The 20,452-nt window shown below is 48.6% G+C and carries 15 protein-coding genes; 10 read left to right on the top strand and 5 right to left on the bottom strand.

Going from position 1 to position 20,452, the window contains the following annotated elements:
* The 4 genes from dnaA to NQ542_RS00020 all read left to right on the top strand — a co-directional run bounded on the left by dnaA (position 1) and on the right by NQ542_RS00020 (position 8,486).
* The gene (dnaA, locus tag NQ542_RS00005; RefSeq protein ID WP_005637083.1) at positions 1–1,389 is read left to right on the top strand and encodes a chromosomal replication initiator protein DnaA; all 1,389 of its coding nucleotides are present in this window, start codon (positions 1–3) and stop codon (positions 1,387–1,389) included.
* 253 nt (positions 1,390–1,642) lie between these two features.
* Entirely contained in the window at positions 1,643–4,186 is a 2,544-nt protein-coding gene (locus NQ542_RS00010; RefSeq protein WP_036724401.1) for an adenosylcobalamin-dependent ribonucleoside-diphosphate reductase, read from the top strand.
* A 105-nt stretch (positions 4,187–4,291) separates the two neighbouring features.
* Positions 4,292–6,976, top strand: a complete 2,685-nt coding sequence (locus NQ542_RS00015) for a 4-alpha-glucanotransferase (protein ID WP_005637072.1) — start codon at positions 4,292–4,294, stop codon at positions 6,974–6,976.
* 256 nt (positions 6,977–7,232) lie between these two features.
* Positions 7,233–8,486, top strand: coding sequence for a DUF6383 domain-containing protein (locus NQ542_RS00020; RefSeq protein WP_005637069.1), 1,254 nt, complete (start codon positions 7,233–7,235; stop codon positions 8,484–8,486).
* Positions 8,487–8,580: 94 nt separating this feature from the next.
* On the opposite strand, the gene NQ542_RS00025 is transcribed toward NQ542_RS00020, so the two are convergent.
* A complete protein-coding gene (locus tag NQ542_RS00025; RefSeq protein WP_005648064.1) occupies positions 8,581–8,937 on the bottom strand; it encodes a bactofilin family protein in 357 nt (118 codons plus the stop codon).
* A 92-nt stretch (positions 8,938–9,029) separates the two neighbouring features.
* On the opposite strand from NQ542_RS00025, the gene folB reads away from it, so the two are divergent.
* From folB to NQ542_RS00045, 4 genes are all read left to right on the top strand, one after another.
* Positions 9,030–9,392 (top strand): dihydroneopterin aldolase, encoded by a 363-nt coding sequence (folB, locus tag NQ542_RS00030; protein ID WP_005637062.1) that lies wholly within the window; start codon positions 9,030–9,032, stop codon positions 9,390–9,392.
* Positions 9,393–9,517: 125 nt separating this feature from the next.
* The gene (locus NQ542_RS00035; protein ID WP_005637059.1) at positions 9,518–10,963 is read left to right on the top strand and encodes a monomeric [FeFe] hydrogenase; all 1,446 of its coding nucleotides are present in this window, start codon (positions 9,518–9,520) and stop codon (positions 10,961–10,963) included.
* A 6-nt stretch (positions 10,964–10,969) separates the two neighbouring features.
* Positions 10,970–12,214, top strand: a complete 1,245-nt coding sequence (locus NQ542_RS00040) for a PNGase F N-terminal domain-containing protein (protein WP_005637057.1) — start codon at positions 10,970–10,972, stop codon at positions 12,212–12,214.
* Between the two features lie 58 nt (positions 12,215–12,272).
* A complete protein-coding gene (locus NQ542_RS00045) occupies positions 12,273–12,917 on the top strand; it encodes a MarC family protein (protein ID WP_005648061.1) in 645 nt (214 codons plus the stop codon).
* A 324-nt stretch (positions 12,918–13,241) separates the two neighbouring features.
* Here the strand turns inward: NQ542_RS00045 and NQ542_RS00050 are convergent, their stop codons facing one another.
* The 4 genes from NQ542_RS00050 to NQ542_RS00065 form a co-directional block, all read right to left on the bottom strand.
* The gene (locus NQ542_RS00050; protein WP_005637051.1) at positions 13,242–14,306 is read right to left on the bottom strand and encodes a glycosyltransferase family 2 protein; all 1,065 of its coding nucleotides are present in this window, start codon (positions 14,304–14,306) and stop codon (positions 13,242–13,244) included.
* A 23-nt stretch (positions 14,307–14,329) separates the two neighbouring features.
* The gene (locus NQ542_RS00055; RefSeq protein ID WP_005637050.1) at positions 14,330–15,238 is read right to left on the bottom strand and encodes a lysophospholipid acyltransferase family protein; all 909 of its coding nucleotides are present in this window, start codon (positions 15,236–15,238) and stop codon (positions 14,330–14,332) included.
* Between the two features lie 388 nt (positions 15,239–15,626).
* Positions 15,627–16,949: a tRNA (N(6)-L-threonylcarbamoyladenosine(37)-C(2))-methylthiotransferase MtaB gene (gene mtaB / locus NQ542_RS00060; RefSeq protein ID WP_005637049.1), complete on the bottom strand. Its 1,323-nt coding sequence runs from the start codon at positions 16,947–16,949 to the stop codon at positions 15,627–15,629.
* A 53-nt stretch (positions 16,950–17,002) separates the two neighbouring features.
* A complete protein-coding gene (locus tag NQ542_RS00065; protein WP_005637048.1) occupies positions 17,003–18,202 on the bottom strand; it encodes an acyloxyacyl hydrolase in 1,200 nt (399 codons plus the stop codon).
* A 152-nt stretch (positions 18,203–18,354) separates the two neighbouring features.
* Between NQ542_RS00065 and NQ542_RS00070 the strand changes: the two genes are divergently transcribed.
* A complete protein-coding gene (locus NQ542_RS00070; protein ID WP_005637047.1) occupies positions 18,355–20,019 on the top strand; it encodes an AMP-binding protein in 1,665 nt (554 codons plus the stop codon).
* 156 nt (positions 20,020–20,175) lie between these two features.
* Positions 20,176–20,406: a hypothetical protein gene (locus tag NQ542_RS00075; protein ID WP_005637046.1), complete on the top strand. Its 231-nt coding sequence runs from the start codon at positions 20,176–20,178 to the stop codon at positions 20,404–20,406.
* Positions 20,407–20,452: the final 46 nt, after the last annotated feature.

The raw sequence follows: 20,452 nt of genomic DNA on the forward strand, positions 1-20,452 counted from the left end.
ATGCAGACTGAATATCAAACTTTGTGGAATAAATGCCTCGCAGTCATTAAGGACATTGTCCCTGAGGCCGCTTTTAACACATGGTTCAAGCCTATCATACCATTATCATACGAGGATAATAAATTTACGATTCAAGTACCCAGCCAGTTCTTTTACGAGTATCTGGAAGAGAAGTATGTGAACGTATTGAAAGTTACTTTATATCGTGTGATAGGACAGGGTACGATATTGAACTATCGTATCAAAGTCGTTGATAAGGTAAAGGAAGATGGCATGATTACTTTACCTACCGGTAATGACGCTCCCCGTACCGGTAAGAAAAGTGCGGATATCCCTTCTCTATTCGAGTCTAAAGCTCGTCAGGATTGGGATTCTCATTTGAACCCTAAATACAACTTCGACAATTATTTTGAAGGGACAAGCAATCGTCTGGTCCGTTCTTCGAGCGAGGCTATCGCACAGGAACCGGGAAAGACCTTTAACCCGATGTTTGTATTCGGGGCGTCCGGTGTGGGAAAGACCCACTTATGCCATGCGATCGGTAACCGCATTCAGGAGATTCATCCGGAAAAGAAGGTGCTGTATATATCAGCTCACCTTTTTACCGTACAATATACGGAAGCCATCCGGAAAAATACGACGAATGATTTCATGTATTTTTATCAAGGCGTGGATGTGCTGATTCTGGACGATATCCAGGAACTGATCGGTAAAGATAAGACACAGAATACATTTTTCCATATATTCAATCACTTGCATCTGCTGGGCAAACAGTTGATCCTTACTTCCGATAAAGCTCCCGTCGATTTGCAGGGAATGGAGGAACGTTTGATTACCCGTTTGAAATGGGGGCTGACGGCAGAGCTGGATCGCCCGGATTTGGATTTGCGCAAGAAAATCCTGAAGAATAAGATCAGCCATGACGGTGTGGTGATTCCGGATGACGTGTTCAATTTTATTGCAAGCAACGTGACGGAGAATGTACGTGATGTGGAAGGTATCGTTGCGTCCTTGCTGGCTTATTCTACGGCGTTCAACCGGATGATCGACCTGCCATTGACCAAACAGGTGGTGAGCCGCGTCGTGAAACTGGAAAAGAAGCAGGTGTCTGTGGAATCGATTCAGGATGTAGTCTGTAAATACTATAATCTGGAACTGGCCGCTATCCAGACCAACTCACGCAAGCGGGAAATCGTGCAGGCACGTCAGGTTACGATGTACCTGGCGAAGAAGTATACCGACAGTTCTTTTTCTCATATCGGGAAGATCGTCGGGAAGCGTGACCATGCAACCGTCCTGCATGCCTGCAAGACGGTAAGGGACCAGATCGAAACGAATAAATCTTTCCGTTCTTCGGTAGAAGAGATCGAGGCTTTGCTCAAGGCTTGATTTGATGATATATTTATATGAAAGGATGCGCTTCCGGGTTGCGTCCTTTTTCTATTTTGAGAAAATCTTATTGTAGTGTCGGTTCTCTTTTTGGAAAACTTTTTGAACTGAAGGAAAAGGTAAATTGTTGATAAATAACACAGTTAGTCTGTGAAAGAGGAAACTTGTCAACAATGTATATTTTCTTTGTTGAATAATTTGGCTAATCCATAAACAATGCTTAAACTTGCACATCATTAAACTTAAAACAATCGTGAATCGTAAAACTTACACCTTCGATGAAGCGTTTAAAGCTTCACTGGACTACTTTACCGGTGACGAATTGGCCGCAAAAGTATGGGTAAATAAGTATGCCTTGAAGGATGCATTCGGAAATATCTATGAGGAGTCTCCCGTAGACATGCATCACCGCTTGGCAAGTGAAATTGCCCGTGTAGAAAAGAAGTATCCTAACCCTCTGTCGGAAGAGGAACTCTTTGCCCTGTTTGATCATTTCCGTTACATCGTGCCGCAAGGAAGCCCGATGACGGGAATTGGCAATGATTTTCAAATTGCCTCACTCTCTAACTGTTTTGTAATCGGATTGGATGGAGATGCCGATTCATATGGTGCGATTATTCGAATTGATGAGGAACAAGTGCAGTTGATGAAACGTCGTGGCGGTGTTGGTCACGATTTATCACATATTCGTCCGAAAGGATCTCCTGTTAAGAACTCGGCGTTGACATCGACCGGATTGGTTCCTTTTATGGAACGTTACTCAAATTCAACCCGCGAAGTGGCCCAGGACGGCCGTCGTGGTGCCTTGATGCTTAGTGTTTCCATCAAACATCCGGATTCGGAATCGTTTATCGATGCCAAGATGACGGAAGGGAAGGTGACGGGGGCTAACGTTTCTGTGAAGATCGATGATGAATTTATGCAGGCCGTAATCAACGGAACTCCTTATAAACAACAATATCCGATCGACTCGTCGGAACCTACCAATGTGAAGGAAATCAATGCGGCCGAACTTTGGAAGAAAATCATTCATAATGCATGGAAGTCGGCTGAACCCGGTGTGCTTTTCTGGGATACGATCTTGAGAGAGTCTGTTCCCGATTCGTATGCGGATCTCGGATTCCGTACGGTTTCGACCAACCCTTGCGGTGAGATCCCCTTGTGCCCGTATGATAGCTGCCGTCTGTTGGCAATCAACTTATATTCGTATGTTGTCAATCCTTTCACAAAAGAGGCTTATTTCGATTTTGACCTGTTCCGGAAGCATGTTATCCTAGCGCAACGTATCATGGATGATATCATCGACTTGGAATCAGAAAAGATTGAAAAGATTCTGGAGAAGATCGATGCCGATCCCGAATCATTGGAAGTAAAACAGAGCGAACGCCACCTGTGGGAGAAGATACAGAAGAAAACATTGCAGGGACGTCGTACAGGTGTGGGCATCACAGCCGAAGGCGATATGATTGCCGCCTTGGGATTGCGCTACGGCACGGAAGAAGCGACAGAGTTTGCCGAGAAGGTACAGAAGATGTTGGCTTTGGCAGCCTATCGTTCTTCTGTGGAAATGGCCAAAGAACGTGGTGCATTCGATATCTATGATGCAAAGCGCGAAGAAAAGAATCCGTTTATCAACCGTCTGCGTGAAGCCGATCCGGAGCTGTATGACGACATGGTGAAATACGGTCGCCGTAATATCGCCTGTCTGACGATAGCACCGACGGGAACGACCAGCTTGATGACGCAGACTACTTCGGGTATCGAACCGGTGTTCCTGCCCGTTTATCGCCGTCGCCGCAAGGTGAACCCGAACGATGCGGAAGCTCGTGTTGACTTTGTCGACGAAACAGGTGACGCATTCGAAGAATATATCGTATTCCATCATAAATTTGTAACTTGGATGTTGGCCAACGGCTTCTCTGCTTCCAAAAAATATACACAAGAAGAAGTAGAAGAACTGGTTGCCAAGTCTCCTTACTATAAAGCGACGTCAAACGATGTCGACTGGTTGCAGAAAGTCCGTATGCAGGGACGTATTCAGAAATGGGTGGACCACTCCATCAGCGTAACAATCAACCTGCCGGCCGATGTGACGGAAGACCTTGTGAACTCCCTGTATGTGGAAGCCTGGAAGTGCGGTTGTAAGGGCTGTACGGTTTACCGTGACGGTTCCCGCTCAGGTGTATTGTTGTCTACGGATAACAAGAAGAAGAAAAAAGAAGATTGCAACTGTATGGAGCCGCCGGTTATCGTGGCTACCCGTCCGCGCGAACTGGAAGCCGACGTGGTGAAATTCCAGAACAACCGTGAGAAGTGGATTGCATTTGTCGGTCTGCTGAATGGTCGCCCGTACGAAATCTTTACCGGTCTTGCCGATGACGATGAAGGTATCATGTTGCCGAAGAACGTTTCGAAGGGTAGCATTATCAAGAGCTATGACGAGGACGGCCAGAAGCATTACGACTTCCAGTTCAAGAATAAGCGTGGTTACAAGATGACGATCGAAGGTCTGGACGGCAAGTTCAATCCGGAATTCTGGAACTATGCCAAGCTGATCTCCGGTGTCTTGCGCTACGGTATGCCGATCGACCAGGTGATCAAGCTGGTTCAAGGTATGGAACTGAATAACGAATCTATCAACACTTGGAAGAACGGTGTGGAACGCGCTTTGAAGAAATACCTGCCGAACGGTACGGAGGCAAAAGGCCAGAAATGCCCGAATTGCGGACATGAGACACTTGTCTACCAGGAAGGTTGTCTGATCTGTACCAATTGCGGTGCTTCGAGATGCGGATGAAAAGATTTATGGTTTATGATTTATGATTTATCATTGACGCTAAATGATAAATCATAAATCGTGAATAATATCCCATGAATCATAAATCATAAATATAAAAGTACCATGAAAGTCACCTTTAATATCAACTTCCATACCGTTTGGGGGCAGAAGTTATGTGTTGTAGGGTCGATTCCTGAGCTGGGTTCCTGGGAACCTGCTTTGGCAAAAGAAATGAGTTATAAGGGAGATGGAAACTGGCAGCTTGAACTGGAAGTGACCTCTCCTGTCAAGGATATAGAATACAGATATTTCCTGAGTGTAAACGACAAGCAGATATTCGAGGAATGGGAAAAGAACCATCAGGTATTCTTTATCGGCCAGGCAGACCAATATACACTATATGATTATTGGCAGGTTCGTCCTGCTAATCTGGCCTTTTATTCCTCAGCATTTACTAAAAGTTTGTTTGCACATCCGTGTAATACGCATGAGCGGGTGGTGAAGAGCGGTAAGAGACTTACGATCAAGATCTCTGTTCCGCGTGTCGAAAAGAACCAGCGCGTGGCTATCACCGGAAATCAGGACTGTTTGGGCAATTGGCATCCTGATAAAGCGTTAATATTGAGTTGCGACACCTTTCCCGTCTGGCATATAGACTTGGATGCGGGGGAGATTTCCTATCCGTTGGAATATAAGTTTCTGATCTGCGATGATCAGCAGCAGCCTTTATATTGGGAAGAAGATGAGAACCGTGTCTTGAATCTGCCTTCGCAACAGGTGGGAGAGACGGTGATCGTTTCGGGCCTTTATTTTCGTGATAACCTGCCTTTATGGCGGTGTGCCGGTTCGGTGATCCCGGTCTTTTCCTTACGTTCGGAGAAGAGCTTCGGAGTCGGTGACCTGGGGGATTTGCGTATGTTGGTGGATTGGGCCAGGAAAACGTGTCAACGTATCATCCAGGTGCTTCCTATGAACGACACGACGACGACGCATACCCGTACCGATTCGTATCCTTATAGCGCCATTTCGATTTACGCCCTTCATCCGATGTATATCAGCCTGCCCGATCTGGGAGAGCTGGCAGATCCGGAAAAGGCGGCCTTTTTTGCCCGGAAACAGGCAGAGTTGAATGGACTGGATGCCGTCGATTACGAACAGACGGTTCGATATAAGCTGGAATATTGCCGGGAATACTTCAGGCAGGAGGGCGAGGCGATCTTGTCCACCTCTGAATATCGGGAGTTTTTCGCGCAAAACGAGTCCTGGCTGATGCCTTATGCCGCCTATTGCTACTTGCGTGACATGTACCGGACTTCCGACTTCACGCAATGGAAAGAGAACTCCGTATTCGATAAGAACACTATTCGTGAACTTTGTTCCGTGGGAGGCAAGGCATATCCGGAAATATCTTTCTTGTATTTCCTGCAATATGTCCTGCATACCCAGTTTAAGGGCGTTTCCGATTATGCCCGCAAGAACGGGATCGTGCTGAAAGGCGATTTGCCTATAGGAGTGAACCGTACGAGTGTCGAGGCATGGATGGAACCGAAATACTTTAATATGAACGGTCAGGCCGGTGCTCCGCCCGACGATTTCTCCGTAAATGGTCAGAACTGGGGGTTCCCGACCTATAATTGGGATATGATGGAGAAAGATAATTTCTCCTGGTGGAAGAAACGTTTCCGTAAATTGGAAGATTATTTCGATAGTTTCCGTATCGATCATATCTTAGGCTTTTTCCGTATCTGGGAAGTACCGTCGGAGTATGTTCAGGGACTTTGCGGGCATTTTAACCCTGCTTTGCCGCTTACCCCGAACGAAATCGAACAGTATGGCTTGGATTTCAATGAAGCGCGCCTGACTACCCCTCATATCAACCGCGAGTTCCTGCCCGAATTGTTTGGCGATCAGACGGAAGAAGTGATCGGTGCGTTCCTGGCCCAGTCATCATCGCGGCATTTCGTGTTGAAACCTTTCTGCGATACGCAACGCAAGGTGGAAGCTCTGTTTGCCGGAAAGACGGATGAGGCATCCCTTCGGATTAAGAAAGGACTGTTTGCCATAGCCAATGAAGTGCTGTTCCTGCGCGATCCGCGTGAGCCGGATAAATTCCACCCGCGCATTTCGGCTAGCCAGTCCTACTTGTATCGCGAGTTGAGCGCTTCTGACCAATATGCTTTTGACCAGTTATATTGGAACTTTTTCTATCACCGCCATAACGAGTTCTGGAAAGCGCAAGCCTTTAACCGCTTGACTCCGCTGGTAGGCAGTACGAACATGTTGGTTTGTGGCGAAGACTTAGGAATGATCCCGGAATCCGTCCCCGATGTGATGAACAAATTGCAGATATTCAGTCTGGAAATAGAACGTATGCCTAAGACTCCGCAACGTGAATTTTCGGACTTGTACAACCTGCCTTATCATTCGGTTTGTACGACATCCACCCACGATATGACACCGCTCCGTAGCTGGTGGAAAGAGGACCGTGCTAAGATACAGCGTTATTATAATAATGTTCTGGGATATGCCGGGGATGCGCCAGAGGAATGTACGGCAGATTTGGCGACGCAGATCGTTTCCAACCACCTGGCGACGGCTTCGATGCTGGCTATAATCCCTATACAGGACTGGTTTGCAATGGATGACTCCATCAAGCGGAAAGATTACGAAGCGGAACGCATCAACGTCCCGTCCGATTCAAACCATTATTGGCGATACAGGATGCACATCACGTTGGAGAAACTGATCGAGGCAGACTGCCTGAATAACAAGATTACGGAACTGATTAGGAATTCGGGAAGAAAATAAACAGCCAGTCGGTTCTACAGTCGCGGAGGAGCACGCTATTTTTTTAATAAAATAAGTAAATAGAGTGTTCCTCCGTTATTTTTTTATATATTTGCCTTATTGTAAGTTATAACAGTAGGTTTAAACGAAAAAGTGTCCGTGGCTCCCTTCATATGAAGGGGATAGCCGGCTTTTTTGTGGCGCCGGCTATCCATTCCTTATTATAAAATATACAATGGGTACGAACTGAAGATTACTAATTTAAACTTTATAATATATGGTGAACAAACTTTACTTTTATTGTCTTGCCCTATTTGTGGCACCGACTTTTTCAGCCTTCGGGCAAACTCAACCCTCGCAGGACGAGAATGGGTATTATTTAATAGAGAGTGCGGAACATCTGAAATGGTTCCGGGATCAGGTGAATGCTTCCGAGCACGAACAAGTGGACACCAACGGTGACGGTCAAATCAACATGGACGACGATACGGTTGTCCGGCTTAATGCCAAACTGACGGCCGACATCGATCTCGGTGGCGAATCTTGGACGCCGATCGGTGAGTATAACAACGGCGAGGAGCCTGATGAAGTCCGTTTCGGAGGCTACTTCGACGGGCAGGGACATGTCATCAAGGGACTGAACGTCCAGCCGATCGACGGGCGGCAGTCGTACGGGCTGTTCGGCTATGTCGCTTGGGGTGTGGTGAAGAACCTCGGCATAGTCGGCGGCACGGTCACTTCCAAAGCCGATGATGGGCAGGAATACACCGGTGCCATCAGCGGGATGCTCAGCTACGGACGTATTGAGAACTGCTTCAGCACTGCCACTGTCAGCGGGACGGCAGAGGGAAGCATTGGCGGATTGACCGGCGGTATGCGCAAGATCAGCAGCGTTTCGAACAGCTACAATGCCGGGACGGTCATCAATCCGGCAGGTATGGCAGGTGGCATTACCGGATACATAGGCAGCGATGCGAGCGTCTATAACTGTTACAATATGGGCAAGGTGACCGGTGGCGCGATTTCGGGTGATGATTACAGCGAAAGCACCCTCCGCTCAGGTGAGGAAGAACTGCCCTCCATCATTGACTGCTATTATCTGGAAGGTGCTGGCTCCGGCACGCTTGCCAAGGCACTTTCGGCTTCCGATTTCGTGACCACCATCAATGAAAAGCTCTTCACCGATCCGAATAACGGTGAGGATTTCCCCTGGGACGGCAAGGCGAACCTTGCAGGCGATAGGTTGTCTGTTCCGACATTCGACAGCAGTTCTGTCGTGGAAGTTCCTCTCGATGATGATCCGACGGCTATGGAAACCATCGCGAAGGGAGAAAGCCACATACAGGCGATCGATGGACGTATCTGTATCACGACATCCGAACCGATGAAAGTGCGAGTAGTCAATATTGCCGGGCAGACGGTTCGCACCGTTTCTCTATCGGATGGCTATAGCGAAATGACCGGTTTGGCTGAAGGCGTCTATATTGTCGTCTTGGAAGACGGGACATGCGTGAAAGTCTTGTTACGGTAAGGACGACTGTCAGATATAAAACAAGAAGTCACAGAATTGAAGGAGAAAACGCTCCTCCGGTTCTGTGACTTTATTATGAAAAAGGATTTTGTCGTTATTTTTCCCCTGACATCTTGCAAACCCCGTTGAAGCGGGCGTTCGGTTCGATCTCTAGCGTTTGGGCGAATATATCGCCTTTGATGACGGCGGTCGCTTTCAGGACAAGTTTGGCACTGACGTGTATGGAACCTTCCACTTCCCCTAATATTTCGGCATTTGTGGAAACGATGTTTCCCGTGACGTTCCCTTTCGGGCCGATCACGATCTTGCCGCTACAACTTACATCTCCTTCGATTTTTCCATCCAGGCGGAAGTCTGTTTCCGTCACGATGTCGCCTTTAACGGTCGTACCGGCGGCAAGGGTATTATGCAGGCCGCCATTCGTGTTTTCTTCTTTTTGCTTTATTCCCATCATATATGTAGTTAGTTGCTTATCGCAAATATAAGACTATTTTTTGGCAGAAAGGTTTACTTTATTTACATTTACAGATAAAATAACGAATTATGACAACAAAAATAGAACTGGAGAAAATGAGATTCTATGCCTACCACGGCGTAATGCCGCAGGAGACGAAGGTGGGGAACGATTTCGTTGTGGATCTGATTCTTACGGCTCCATTGGAACAGGCTGTGAAGAGTGACGAATTGGACGATACGATCAACTATGCGGCCGTCTATGCGGTTGTAAAAGAGCAGATGGATATCCCTTCCAAGCTGATAGAACATGCGGCAGGACGGATTTTGTATGCTCTGAAGGAGCGTTTCCCCCAGCTGGCAGCAGTCGAGTTGAAACTCTCTAAGCTGAATCCGCCCTTCGGAGGTGATGTCCATAGCGCATCGATCATCCTTGGTGAAACTTTCTCCTGAAATCAATCTTTTGCCGGGCTTAGTCCTTCGGCAAAAGATTTTTATAATTTAGCTGGTCCGTTATTTGGCGGGAGGGGCGTATGCTCCGTATCTTTGTAGCCTAAAGCACAAATAATATATTCACCATGGCATTTACCAACAACGTAATGATTGTCCGCCACGGATTGCTGGCGAAGTTAGTGAAACTTTGGAAGGAAAACCGTCTGCTCGAAGAGATAGACCGTCTGCCTATCGAGTTGAGTCCCCGTAAGTCGAAAGTCATCGGCCGTTGCTGTGTGCACAAGGAACGGGCTGTGTGGAAGTACAAGACATTGCCGCTGCTCGGATTCGATATGCAGGACGAGGTCGACGAGCTGACCCCTTTGTCTGAATACGCCAAACAAGCGTTGCTGCGTTCGGAAAACAAGAAAGAGAACCTGATGTGCGTGGTGGATGAAGCCTGTTCGTCCTGCGTACAGGTGAACTATGAGATTACGAACCTTTGCCGTGGCTGCGTGGCGCGCAGTTGTTATATGAACTGTCCGAAAGACGCGATCCGCTTCAAGAAGAACGGGCAGGCGGAGATCGACCATGATACCTGTATCAGTTGCGGCAAATGCCACCAGAACTGCCCCTATCATGCTATCGTGTATATCCCGATCCCTTGCGAGGAAGTTTGCCCGGTGAAGGCGATCAGCAAGGACGAGTACGGGGTGGAACATATCGACGAATCCAAATGTATCTATTGCGGCAAATGCGTGAACGCCTGTCCTTTTGGGGCGATATTCGAGATATCCCAGGTGTTTGACATCCTGCAACGCCTGCGCAACAAGGAACCGATGGTAGCCATTGTCGCCCCGTCCATCCTGGCCCAGTTTGCGGCTCCGGTGGAGAAGGTCTACGGTGCCATCAAGTCACTGGGCTTCCTTGAAGTTGTGGAAGTGGCGCAGGGAGCGATGGAGACGACCCGCCACGAAGCCGAAGAACTGAAAGAAAAGTTGGCGGAAGGCCAACCGTTTATGACGACCAGTTGTTGTCCGTCTTATATTCAGCTTGCCGAGAAACATATCCCGGACTTGAAAAAATATATTTCGACTACCGGTTCGCCGATGTACTACACCGCCCGGATCGTGAAGGAGAAATATCCGGATGCCAAGATCGTGTTCGTCGGCCCGTGCGTGGCGAAGCGGAAAGAAGTGAAGATGGACCCCTGTGTGGATTTTACGCTCACGTTCGAAGAGGTCGGTTCCGTGTTGGCCGGTATGGATATCAAGATCGAAGAGGCACAACCGTTCACCGTCTTGCGTAACTCCGTACGTGAGGCACATGGATTTGCACAAGCAGGCGGTGTGATCAATGCGGTGAAGGTCTACTTGAAAGAAGATCAGGATGCTAGCTTGAATACGATCCAGGTGGCCAACCTTACGAAGAAGAACGTCGCATTGTTGCGTGCATACGCTAAGACAGGCAAGGCTCCGGGACAATTTATCGAGGTGATGGCCTGTGAAGGCGGTTGTGTGACCGGTCCGTGTGTGCATGGCGACCGGTCTGCCGGGCAGAAACAGTTGCTTAAAGAGCTTACTAAATACTAAACGCAAATGATGAAGAAGATTGTTTTACTCTTTTCGCTGGCGGGAGCGTTATTGCTGACGGCATGCGGACCGCGGGAGATTCCTGCGAAAGGAGACTTTACCGTACGTGTGTTTGACGATACGCCCGTACGGTTTGCACCGGATATCTATCCGGAAGCCTATAATGCGCCGGGGGCGGACAGCATTTACCATCTGGTGAACGGGCGTATCATCCTGAAGAAAATAACGTTGCCCGAATACGAACGCAATGTGTCTGTCAAATTGAAGGTGACGATTGCCTCCAACGGCGACCGCTGGGATAAATCCGGTTCCTGTTTCGTCCTGCCGAAGGCTTCGGGCATCAACCTGCTGAACATCGCTAAGGGAGAAAAGCAGTTCCCGGAAGTGGATAGTACGAAGCTGGAACACATGGTCGGGATCGTTGCGGGCGAAGATTATAAACCGACGGTCGAACTGATGCGTTTCATGACACCTTTCGGGGTAGGACATTTCAGTGCCCCCGACGACAGTCTGACGCATAACCGTAAGCCGGTCTATATCGACCATTGGGAAGATAGCGTCAGCTGGGAACAGGATATAACCGACCTGTATCCGCTTTTGGAAGGAGGAGCCTATGTTGGCATCTTTATCGACACCTGGACGACGGAAGGCTATATCGCCAGTATGACGGTCGATGTGGATGAATCCGGCCTGGCTTATGATCCGCTGACCCGCCGCCATGTGGAGCCGTTGATGAATACGGTCTACTACGAGGGGCAGACCTATCCGGATATCTTTGCCCGTCGGGACGTGTCGACGGATTTCGAGATTCCCGCCGGTGTGCGTAATGTCCGGCTGAAATATATCGTGACCGGTCATGGTGGCCATTCCGGTGGTGATGAATTTGTCGAGAAACGCAATATCGTTTCGATCGATGGGAAAGAAGTGTTGAACTTCATCCCCTGGCGTTCGGATTGTGCCTCTTTCCGCCGTTTCAACCCGGCAACGGGCGTGTGGCTGAAAGAGCGCCTGGCTTCTTATATTGCCAAAGACGGTTATTCGGAAAAGAAAGTGGAAGAACCGTTAGGATCATCCGACCTGTCACGTTCCAACTGGTGTCCGGGTTCGGATGTGATGCCTGAAGAGATTCTTTTGACAGATATCGCGCCGGGCAAGCATACCTTCACGGTCAGCATTCCCGAAGCAGCAGAGATAGACGGGAACAAGCTGAACCATTGGCTCGTGTCTGCTTATTTAGTATGGGAAAAATAATGTGCCGATATTTTATTGGCACATTATTCTATTGACACATTATAAAAATAGTATTATTATGGATTCATTGTTACCTTTTTTTCTGTTATGTTTTACCTCGTTTTTTACGCTGACAAATCCGTTAGGGACGATGCCTGTCTTTCTGACCATGACGAATGGCATGAGTGAGGAACAGCGTCGTGCCATTGTCCGCCGCGCTACAATCGTATCGTTCCTGACGCTGATGGTTTTCACTTTCTCCGGGCAGTTCCTGTTCAAGTTTTTCGGTATTTCGACAAACGGGTTCCGTATTGCGGGGGGCATTATCATCTTCACGATCGGTTTCGACATGTTGCAGGCACGCTATGCGAAAGCCAAGCTGAAAGAGGAGGAGGTGAAGACATATGTGAACGACATTTCCATTACGCCCCTTGCCATCCCGATGCTCTGCGGGCCGGGTGCGATCGCCAATGCCTTGATGCTGATGGACGATGCCGTGACATTGGCAAAGAAATGCATCTTGATCGGGACGATCGGATTGATCTATTTTATCACCTACCTGATCCTCCGCGCTTCCACACGTCTGAACCGTTACATGGGCGAGACGGGCAATAACGTCATGATGCGCCTGATGGGATTGATTCTGATGGTGATCGCCGTAGAGTGTTTCGTGAGCGGTTTCAAGCCGATCATGATCGACATTTTGCAGCACTCGAACCTGTAAAAAAGACAAGGGAAGGCATTGCTTTCCCTTGCAACTCCGGTACAGTCCGGTAAAGTCCGGTAAAGAGTGTTGTTTTTTGTATCTACCTGTTTAATATGATGTTATGTTTTAAAAGAAGAGAAAGCGGACAAATGCGGACAGAACGGACACTTGGAAATTATGGACATCCGATTTGTAACAGACGTGCATCCCAAAAGTGGTTTTGGGAATGGATTTTAGAGGTTGTTTTTTGATTATTAGTGTTTTAGTAAAATGTCGGAATTTTTATATATCGGGTGTCCGTTCTGTCCGTACTTGTCCGTTTGCCTGCAAAATTCTCTCTGTTCATAGTTCCGTGAATCTCTTTTTCCCCTGTAAATAGAACGCTAAGATCAGGCTTCCTTTTCGCAGCTCCGGAATGCCGGAAAGTTTTGTTTTGGCGAGATTCTCACGGCGGACCGGTTCGTAAGACGGTTTTAGCTCGTGGAACGCCTTCCGGGCCTCATACACGGCACGGGCGTTCGGGTAATGGCCGGTCAGCAGAAACTTGGCAGCGGCGATATAGTCCAGCCAGAAACGTGCATGCATCACGTGCTTCAAATCCTTTTCCGGTAAGTTCTTATATAGCATCAGCAGGTTGTTTCGGAAGTTGAGGAACGTCTTGCGCGGACTCTCGACATTCAGCGTGGCGCCTCCCACGTGGTACACGACCGACGATGGCGTACAGACCAGCCGGTAGCCGCGCGAACGTAGCCGCCAGCACAGATCGATTTCTTCCTGGTGGGCAAAGAACCCGGCATCGAGGCCGCCCACCTCTTTGTAAGTGGCCGTACGGACGAACAGGCAGGCTCCCGTGGCCCAAAGCAGGTCGGCAGGCGTGTCATATTGTCCGGCATCTTTCTCGACGACATGCAGGACGCGTCCGCGGCAATACGGATAGCCGTACCGGTCCATATATCCCCCTGCCGCTCCGGCATACTCGAAGTATTCTTTATTCCGTTGGGCGCGTATCTTGGGCTGGACGCCGGCAATCGTTTTGTCGGCGTCCAGCGCGGCGATAGGTGCATCCAGCCATCCCGGAGTGACTTCGACATCGCTGTTGAGCAAGACTGTGTATTCGTGTCCGATATGCTTCAATGCCTGGTTATATCCTTCGGCAAAGCCGTAATTCTTGTCCAGCCGGATGATGCCGACCGTCGGAAACTTTGTTTTCAGCATCTCGATGGAATCGTCCGTAGAGCCGTTGTCGGCAACGATTACATCTGCCCATTCGCCGGGTGTGCAAGCGACAACGGAGGGCAGGAATTCTTCCATCAGCGCGCGGCCGTTCCAGTTTAGGATGACGACGGCAAGACGTTTGTCCGGTTGAAAGTTGAAAGTTGAAAGTTGAAAGTTTTCGTTTGTTTTCATATTGTGTGTGCTTTTTTTGTAATTTAACTTTCAACTCTCAACTCTCCACTTTCAACTCTCTTATGTTTCCATCTCTTATGCGTCCAAAGCCACCCCGACGGATTGCGCAAGATACATTTTTCCATCAAGCGGGCATATTGTTCGGTAATCCAGTTCTCAGGAGTCTCTTTGGGAGTCTCGGTCACCAGTTTCATATCTATGGTATAGTAGCCGCGTTTCACCTGCTTCGTGTCGAGGAATATGACCGGCAAATCCAGTTTGCGGGCAAGGCGTTCGGGGCCGGTCAGGATGGAGGAATCCTGGTTCAGGAAGTTCGTCCAGTAGTGCAGGTTGTTCCGGCTCGGTGTCTGGTCGGCGATAAAGATCACGACACAGCGGGTTTTGTCTTTCTTCAGGGTGATGACATCGCGCACGGTGTCCTGTTTTTTGATCCCGAAGGAACCGAATTTCGTACGCAGGTTAAAAAACAGGCGATCGAATGCCTGGTTGTTGAGGGGTCGGTATATCTGGTAGATGCGGGAATCCTTGAAACGGGAAGTCGAGCCGGAAAACCATTCCCAGTTGCCGTAATGTCCCATCAGGAGGATAAAACAGGTGTGCCCTTTCTCCATCAACGTGTCTACCAGTTCGGGATTTTTCAGGAAAGCCCGGCGTTGTAACTCTTCGAGGGAGATGTGGGCGAGCTTGATCGTCTCGACCACGTAGTCGGCGAAGTGATGATAGAACTCGCGTTCCAGCCGGCGCAGTTCGGTGTCCGATTTATCGGGAAAAGAGGCTTTCATATTTTGCCTGACGACTTTCACCCTGTATCTGACGACCTTATAGACCAGAACATAGAGGATATCCGATAATATATAAAGCGCCCACATCGGCAATAAGGCATGAACCTTTACCCAACTGTAGATAAGCGCATATTGTATTTTATTCCACATGATGGTTTTATTAGTTTTTATTTGTGTAAATGCTGATTTATCTGTTGCTTTTCTCTTGAAAGAAAAGTAACCAAAAGTTCAAGGCTAAAGTTGCTTCGCTACTCCGTTCCCTTCGTTCGCTGTCGCGTCTGAAACTCGCTTCGCTCAGACAGCAGACGTTCCGGGTGCTCACTACGGTCTCTGCGCTTAACGCTCACCGGCTTAGGCCGGAAATAGAGCCTGACGGCTCTTCGGGGATTGCCGATGCTACCTGCTCCTTTGCGATCCCACATTTGATGTGGGAACAGGCTTGTCCCCCGTGCTTGACACGGGGGTGCAGAAGTACTGTCGGTTAAGCCTTGATCTTTTGGCTACTTTTGGATCAAGCCAAAAGTAACGGATAAATCATTTATTCTATAATCTTTACTACTAACGCCGTTTTGTCCTCGTTCCAACCTTCCAGTATGACCTGCCGGGTTTCGTTGACCAACGAGTGGTCGTACGGGATCTCCACCTTGATATAATTCTCCGTGAAGCCGTGCATCATGCCTCCTTTGCGTGTTTGTTCAAACAAGACATTCGCCTTCTGGCCGATATGCGCTTCGTAGAAAGCATGGAGCTTACGGTCGGATATGTCCAGCAATTGCTGGCTGCGGGCATGCTTGGTTTTCGGGTCGACGACGTGGTCGATCTTGAGTGCCTGCGTACCCGGCCGTTCCGAATAGCTGAACACGTGCAGCTGGCTGATGTCCAAGCTTTCGATAAAGGTGCGGGCCTCCTCGAAACAGGTATCCGTTTCACCCCGCGTACCGACGATCACATCGACGCCGATAAAGGCGTGCGGCATGACCTCTTTGATCTTTTCGATCTTATGCCGGAACAGGATCGTGTCGTAACGGCGGCGCATCAGTTTCAGCACCTCGTCGCTTCCGCTCTGTAACGGAATATGAAAATGAGGAGCGAAACGTCTGCTGCATGCCACGAAATCGATCGCCTCGTCCGTGATCAGGTTCGGTTCGATGGAGGAGATACGGTAGCGTACGATCCCTTCCACCTCGTCGAGGGCGCGGATCAGGTCGATAAACGTCTCCCCGGTGCTCTTCCCGAAGTCGCCGATGTTGACGCCTGTCAGCACGATCTCTTTTCCCCCGTTTGAGGCGACCTCTTCGGCCTGCTTCACCATGCTGGCGATCGTCCCGTTGCGACTGCGTCCGCGGGCAAAGGGGATCGTGCAGTAGGAACAGAAATAATCGCATCCGTCCTGCACTTTCAGGAAATGGCGCGTACGGTCGTCTGCCGAGCAGGAAGGGGAGAAGGTACGGATATCTTTCGTCCGGGAAGCGATTATGGCGCCTCCCTCTTCTCTCTTTTTCAGATCGTCCAGATACATTAACAAATCCAGCTTCTGCTCGGCTCCCAAGACAAGGTCGACTCCTTCGATATGGGAAACCTCTTCCGGCTTTAACTGGGCGTAGCAACCGGTCACGACGATGAACGCCCCTGGGTGCTGTTTGCCGATCCGGCGGATCGCCTGGCGGCATTTCTTGTCGGCAAGTTCTGTCACGGAGCAGGTGTTGACAACGCAAATATCGGCCTTTTCACCCGGACGTGCTTTGCGTACGCCCTGTTCGGCAAGGACTTTCCCTATGGTCGAAGTTTCGGCGAAATTCAGCTTGCATCCTAAGGTATAGTATGCGGCTATCTTGTTCTCAAAAACAGTCTTATCAATCATTGTCTTTTAATTATCGCGCAAATTTACGGAAAATGTTTGGAGATAGTATATTCTTATCGTTTATTGTGGAACCGGTAACCTATCCCTAACATCAGGTTGTTGGGGTCTTTGAATTTGCTCAACTGGTATCCCACGTGCAGGAACAGGTTGCGTGTGACAGATGTTTTCAGTGCCAGGATTTGGTACATCCCTTGCGTATCGGTGCATTTGTGGTAAACATTGTAGCCTATGCCTACATTGATCGTGAAGATCGGCATGACCAGTTCGCCCCGTACGGATAGCCCGACTGCCAATTGTTCTTTGAATGGCGGACGGTAAAACCTGTGCTCGGCCTGGTCGTTGTAGTCGGCTTCGTATTCCTTGATGTTGGCACTTTCGTCGTATTGTACGTCGAGCGATGCTCCGGCACGGAAATATTGGTGGAAGTTATACATAGGATTGAAATTGAATCCTAATACGCCGAACGAGCCGGGGGCCAGGTAGGCTTCATCGGGCTTGATAACCCCTTTTCGTTTCGAGGCGCCGTATAAGACGATGTCGTAGCTGATGTGAGGTTTGATGCGTTGTGTGGTCCGCCTGCCTGTCATCACCGTCCCGGCATTTGCTCTGAAGGTGTGCACCAGACCTATCCTGCCTCCAACGGTATTGACGCCTGCGTTGGGGTACTGGGTGTTTCCGTTGGAGAAGTGGCTCAGGTCGATGCCTGTCGTCAGTTGCCATCCTGCCGCCAGTTGCCAGTTCAGCAAGAATCCCAAATTGATATAGGCATTGATCTTTGACCCCACAACATAATTATAGGCGTTGGTTCCTGGATGGTACTTTTTCCATCCGAAAGAGGCCCCGAAGTTCCATTCGTAATCCAGTGACAGGCGGGAGGAGAGCCGGGTTATGCGTGCTCCCTGGAATGCATATACTGCAACCGGAGTCCCGATCTCGGCCTTGTCAAAGAAAGAGTGGTATGAGACACCGATTCCCTGGTACGTGTGCGGGTATAATTTCCCGTAGCGCGAATCGGGATGAAACCGGAAAGAGTATTTCAGGTGTGCCGACACGGACTTACGCAAGGGTTGCCATGCAGCGTTCTCGCCGGCAAAGAACTCATTGGTGGGGATGAGGTAGACGGGACGGAAGTCGATACCGACCCCGTGTGTGAGCGGATGGCGGGAGACGGTGTCGTTCGCCCCTGTCTCTTGTGCACATATACGAGTGCATCCTAACACACATATTGTTATAAGTACTTTCCAGTTCTTCATGTCTCATCCGTTTATTCGGTTGCCAAAGATAGGTAAAAATTTAGTTTGTCAAACCTTTGGGTATTGTTGTACTGTTGGTTAAACTCTGGCTATCTGTTGTGTATTTGTCGGATAGTCTGTATTTTTGCGCGAATTATAATACAGTGTGCAGTATGATACAAGAGAATTTTATCAAGATATACGAGAAAAGTTTCAAGAAGAACTGGGAACTGCCCGCCTTGACGGATTACAGCAAAGGGACGACCTTTTCTTTCGCCGATGTGGCCAAAGAGATTGCCCGTATCCATATCCTATTTGAAGAATGTCAGATACGGCGGGGAGATAAGATTGCTCTGATCGGAAAAGACAGTGCCCGCTGGTGTATTGTTTATATGGCCGCTGTGACCTACGGAGCGATTATAGTACCTATCTTGCAGGACTTCAGTCCGAACGATGTGCATCATATTATCAATCACTCCGAGTCGGTTTTCCTTTTTGTCAGTGACCGTATCTGGGATACACTGGAAGAGGAAATGATCGAGGACGTGCGTGGTGTCTTTTCGCTGTCCGATTTCCGTTGCCTGCATCAGCGCGATGGTGAAAGCATTCAGAAGCTTTTGAAAGGCATGGATGAGAAGATGGCGGAAAAGTATCCGGACGGTTTCGGCAAGGATGATATCGAATATGCGGAACTGGACAATGACAAAGTGGTCCTGTTGAACTATACTTCCGGCACGACCGGTTTCAGTAAAGGGGTTATGCTTACCGGAAACAACCTGGCGGGGAATGTGATGTACGGCATCGAGCTTGGCGTATTGTACAGGGGGGAACGCGAACTCTGTTTTCTGCCGTTGGCACATGCTTATAGTTGTGCGTTCAATTTCCTGGTTCCGATGGCTGTCGGAGCGCATGTTTACCTGTTGGGGAAGGTTCCTTCTCCCAAAATCCTGTTGAAAGCCTTCGAGGAGGTGAAACCGAACCTGATCCTGACGGTCCCGTTGATCCTGGAGAAGATTTACAAGAAAATGATCCTGCCGCAGCTTAGCAAGACGACTATGAAGGTGGCGTTGAATATTCCATTGCTGGATTCCCGTATCTATGCACAGATACGGAAGAAACTGGTTGATGCCTTCGGCGGACGTTTTCGTGAAGTGATCGTGGGAGGAGCGGCCATGAATGAGGAGGTGACGAATTTCCTTTATAAGATCAAATTCCCGTTCACGATTGGTTATGGTATGACGGAATGTGGACCGCTGATCAGCTATGACCATAATGACGAGTATGTTCCCGGTTCATGCGGCCAGATATTGAAGGGCATCATGAAGGTGCGTATCGACTCGGAAGATCCTTATAATAAGGTAGGAGAAATTCAGGTGAGCGGCGAAAATGTGATGAAAGGTTATTATAAGAACGAGGAAGCGACTTCCAAGGTTTTTACGGAGGACGGCTGGTTGCGTACGGGTGACTTGGGGACGATCGACGCCGATAACCGTATTTATATCCGTGGCCGTAGCAAGACGATGATCTTGGGGGCGAGCGGACAGAACATTTATCCGGAAGAGATCGAATCGAAGCTGAACAACTTGCCGTTCGTAATGGAAAGCATCATAATAGAGAAGAACGGTAAGCTGGTAGGGCTTGTTTATCCGGATTACGATACGGTGGACAGCACGGGAATTTCGCATGAAGATCTTCCGATCATCATGGAGCAGAACCGGATCGAACTTAACAAACTTTTAGCACCTTACGAAGCTGTTTCCGCCCTGCAATTGTATCCGACAGAATTCGAAAAGACGCCTAAGAAAAGTATTAAGCGTTACTTGTATAGCAACTATTGATTAGTTTATATGGTCTGTAAATCAAATCGTTGAGGCTTGTGTATAAAATATTTTGAAAAAAAGCGCAATATGTTGTACAACATATTTGATTAATACATACATTTGCATCGTTTTAAGACAAGAAGATATTATAGACCGTTTAAATTAAAAAACAAAATGAAAAAGTTAGTTGCATTTGCTGCTGTTATCGCAGCTGTATCATTCGCATCTTGTGGCAACAAATCAGCAGAAAACACTGAAGTTGCAGAAACTGAAACAGAAGCTACAGTAGAAGAAGTTGTCGCTCCAGCTGAACAAGCTACAACAGAAGAAACTGCGGTTGCTGAAGGTGATTCAACTGCTGTTGAAGCTCCGGCTGCTGAAACTGAAGCTGCTCCTGCTGAATAATCATTCGGCAATCAGTGACGAGGACAGTCTGTATGCATGTAACATA

Source organism: Parabacteroides merdae ATCC 43184 (assembly GCF_025151215.1).
Lineage (GTDB): Bacteria > Bacteroidota > Bacteroidia > Bacteroidales > Tannerellaceae > Parabacteroides > Parabacteroides merdae.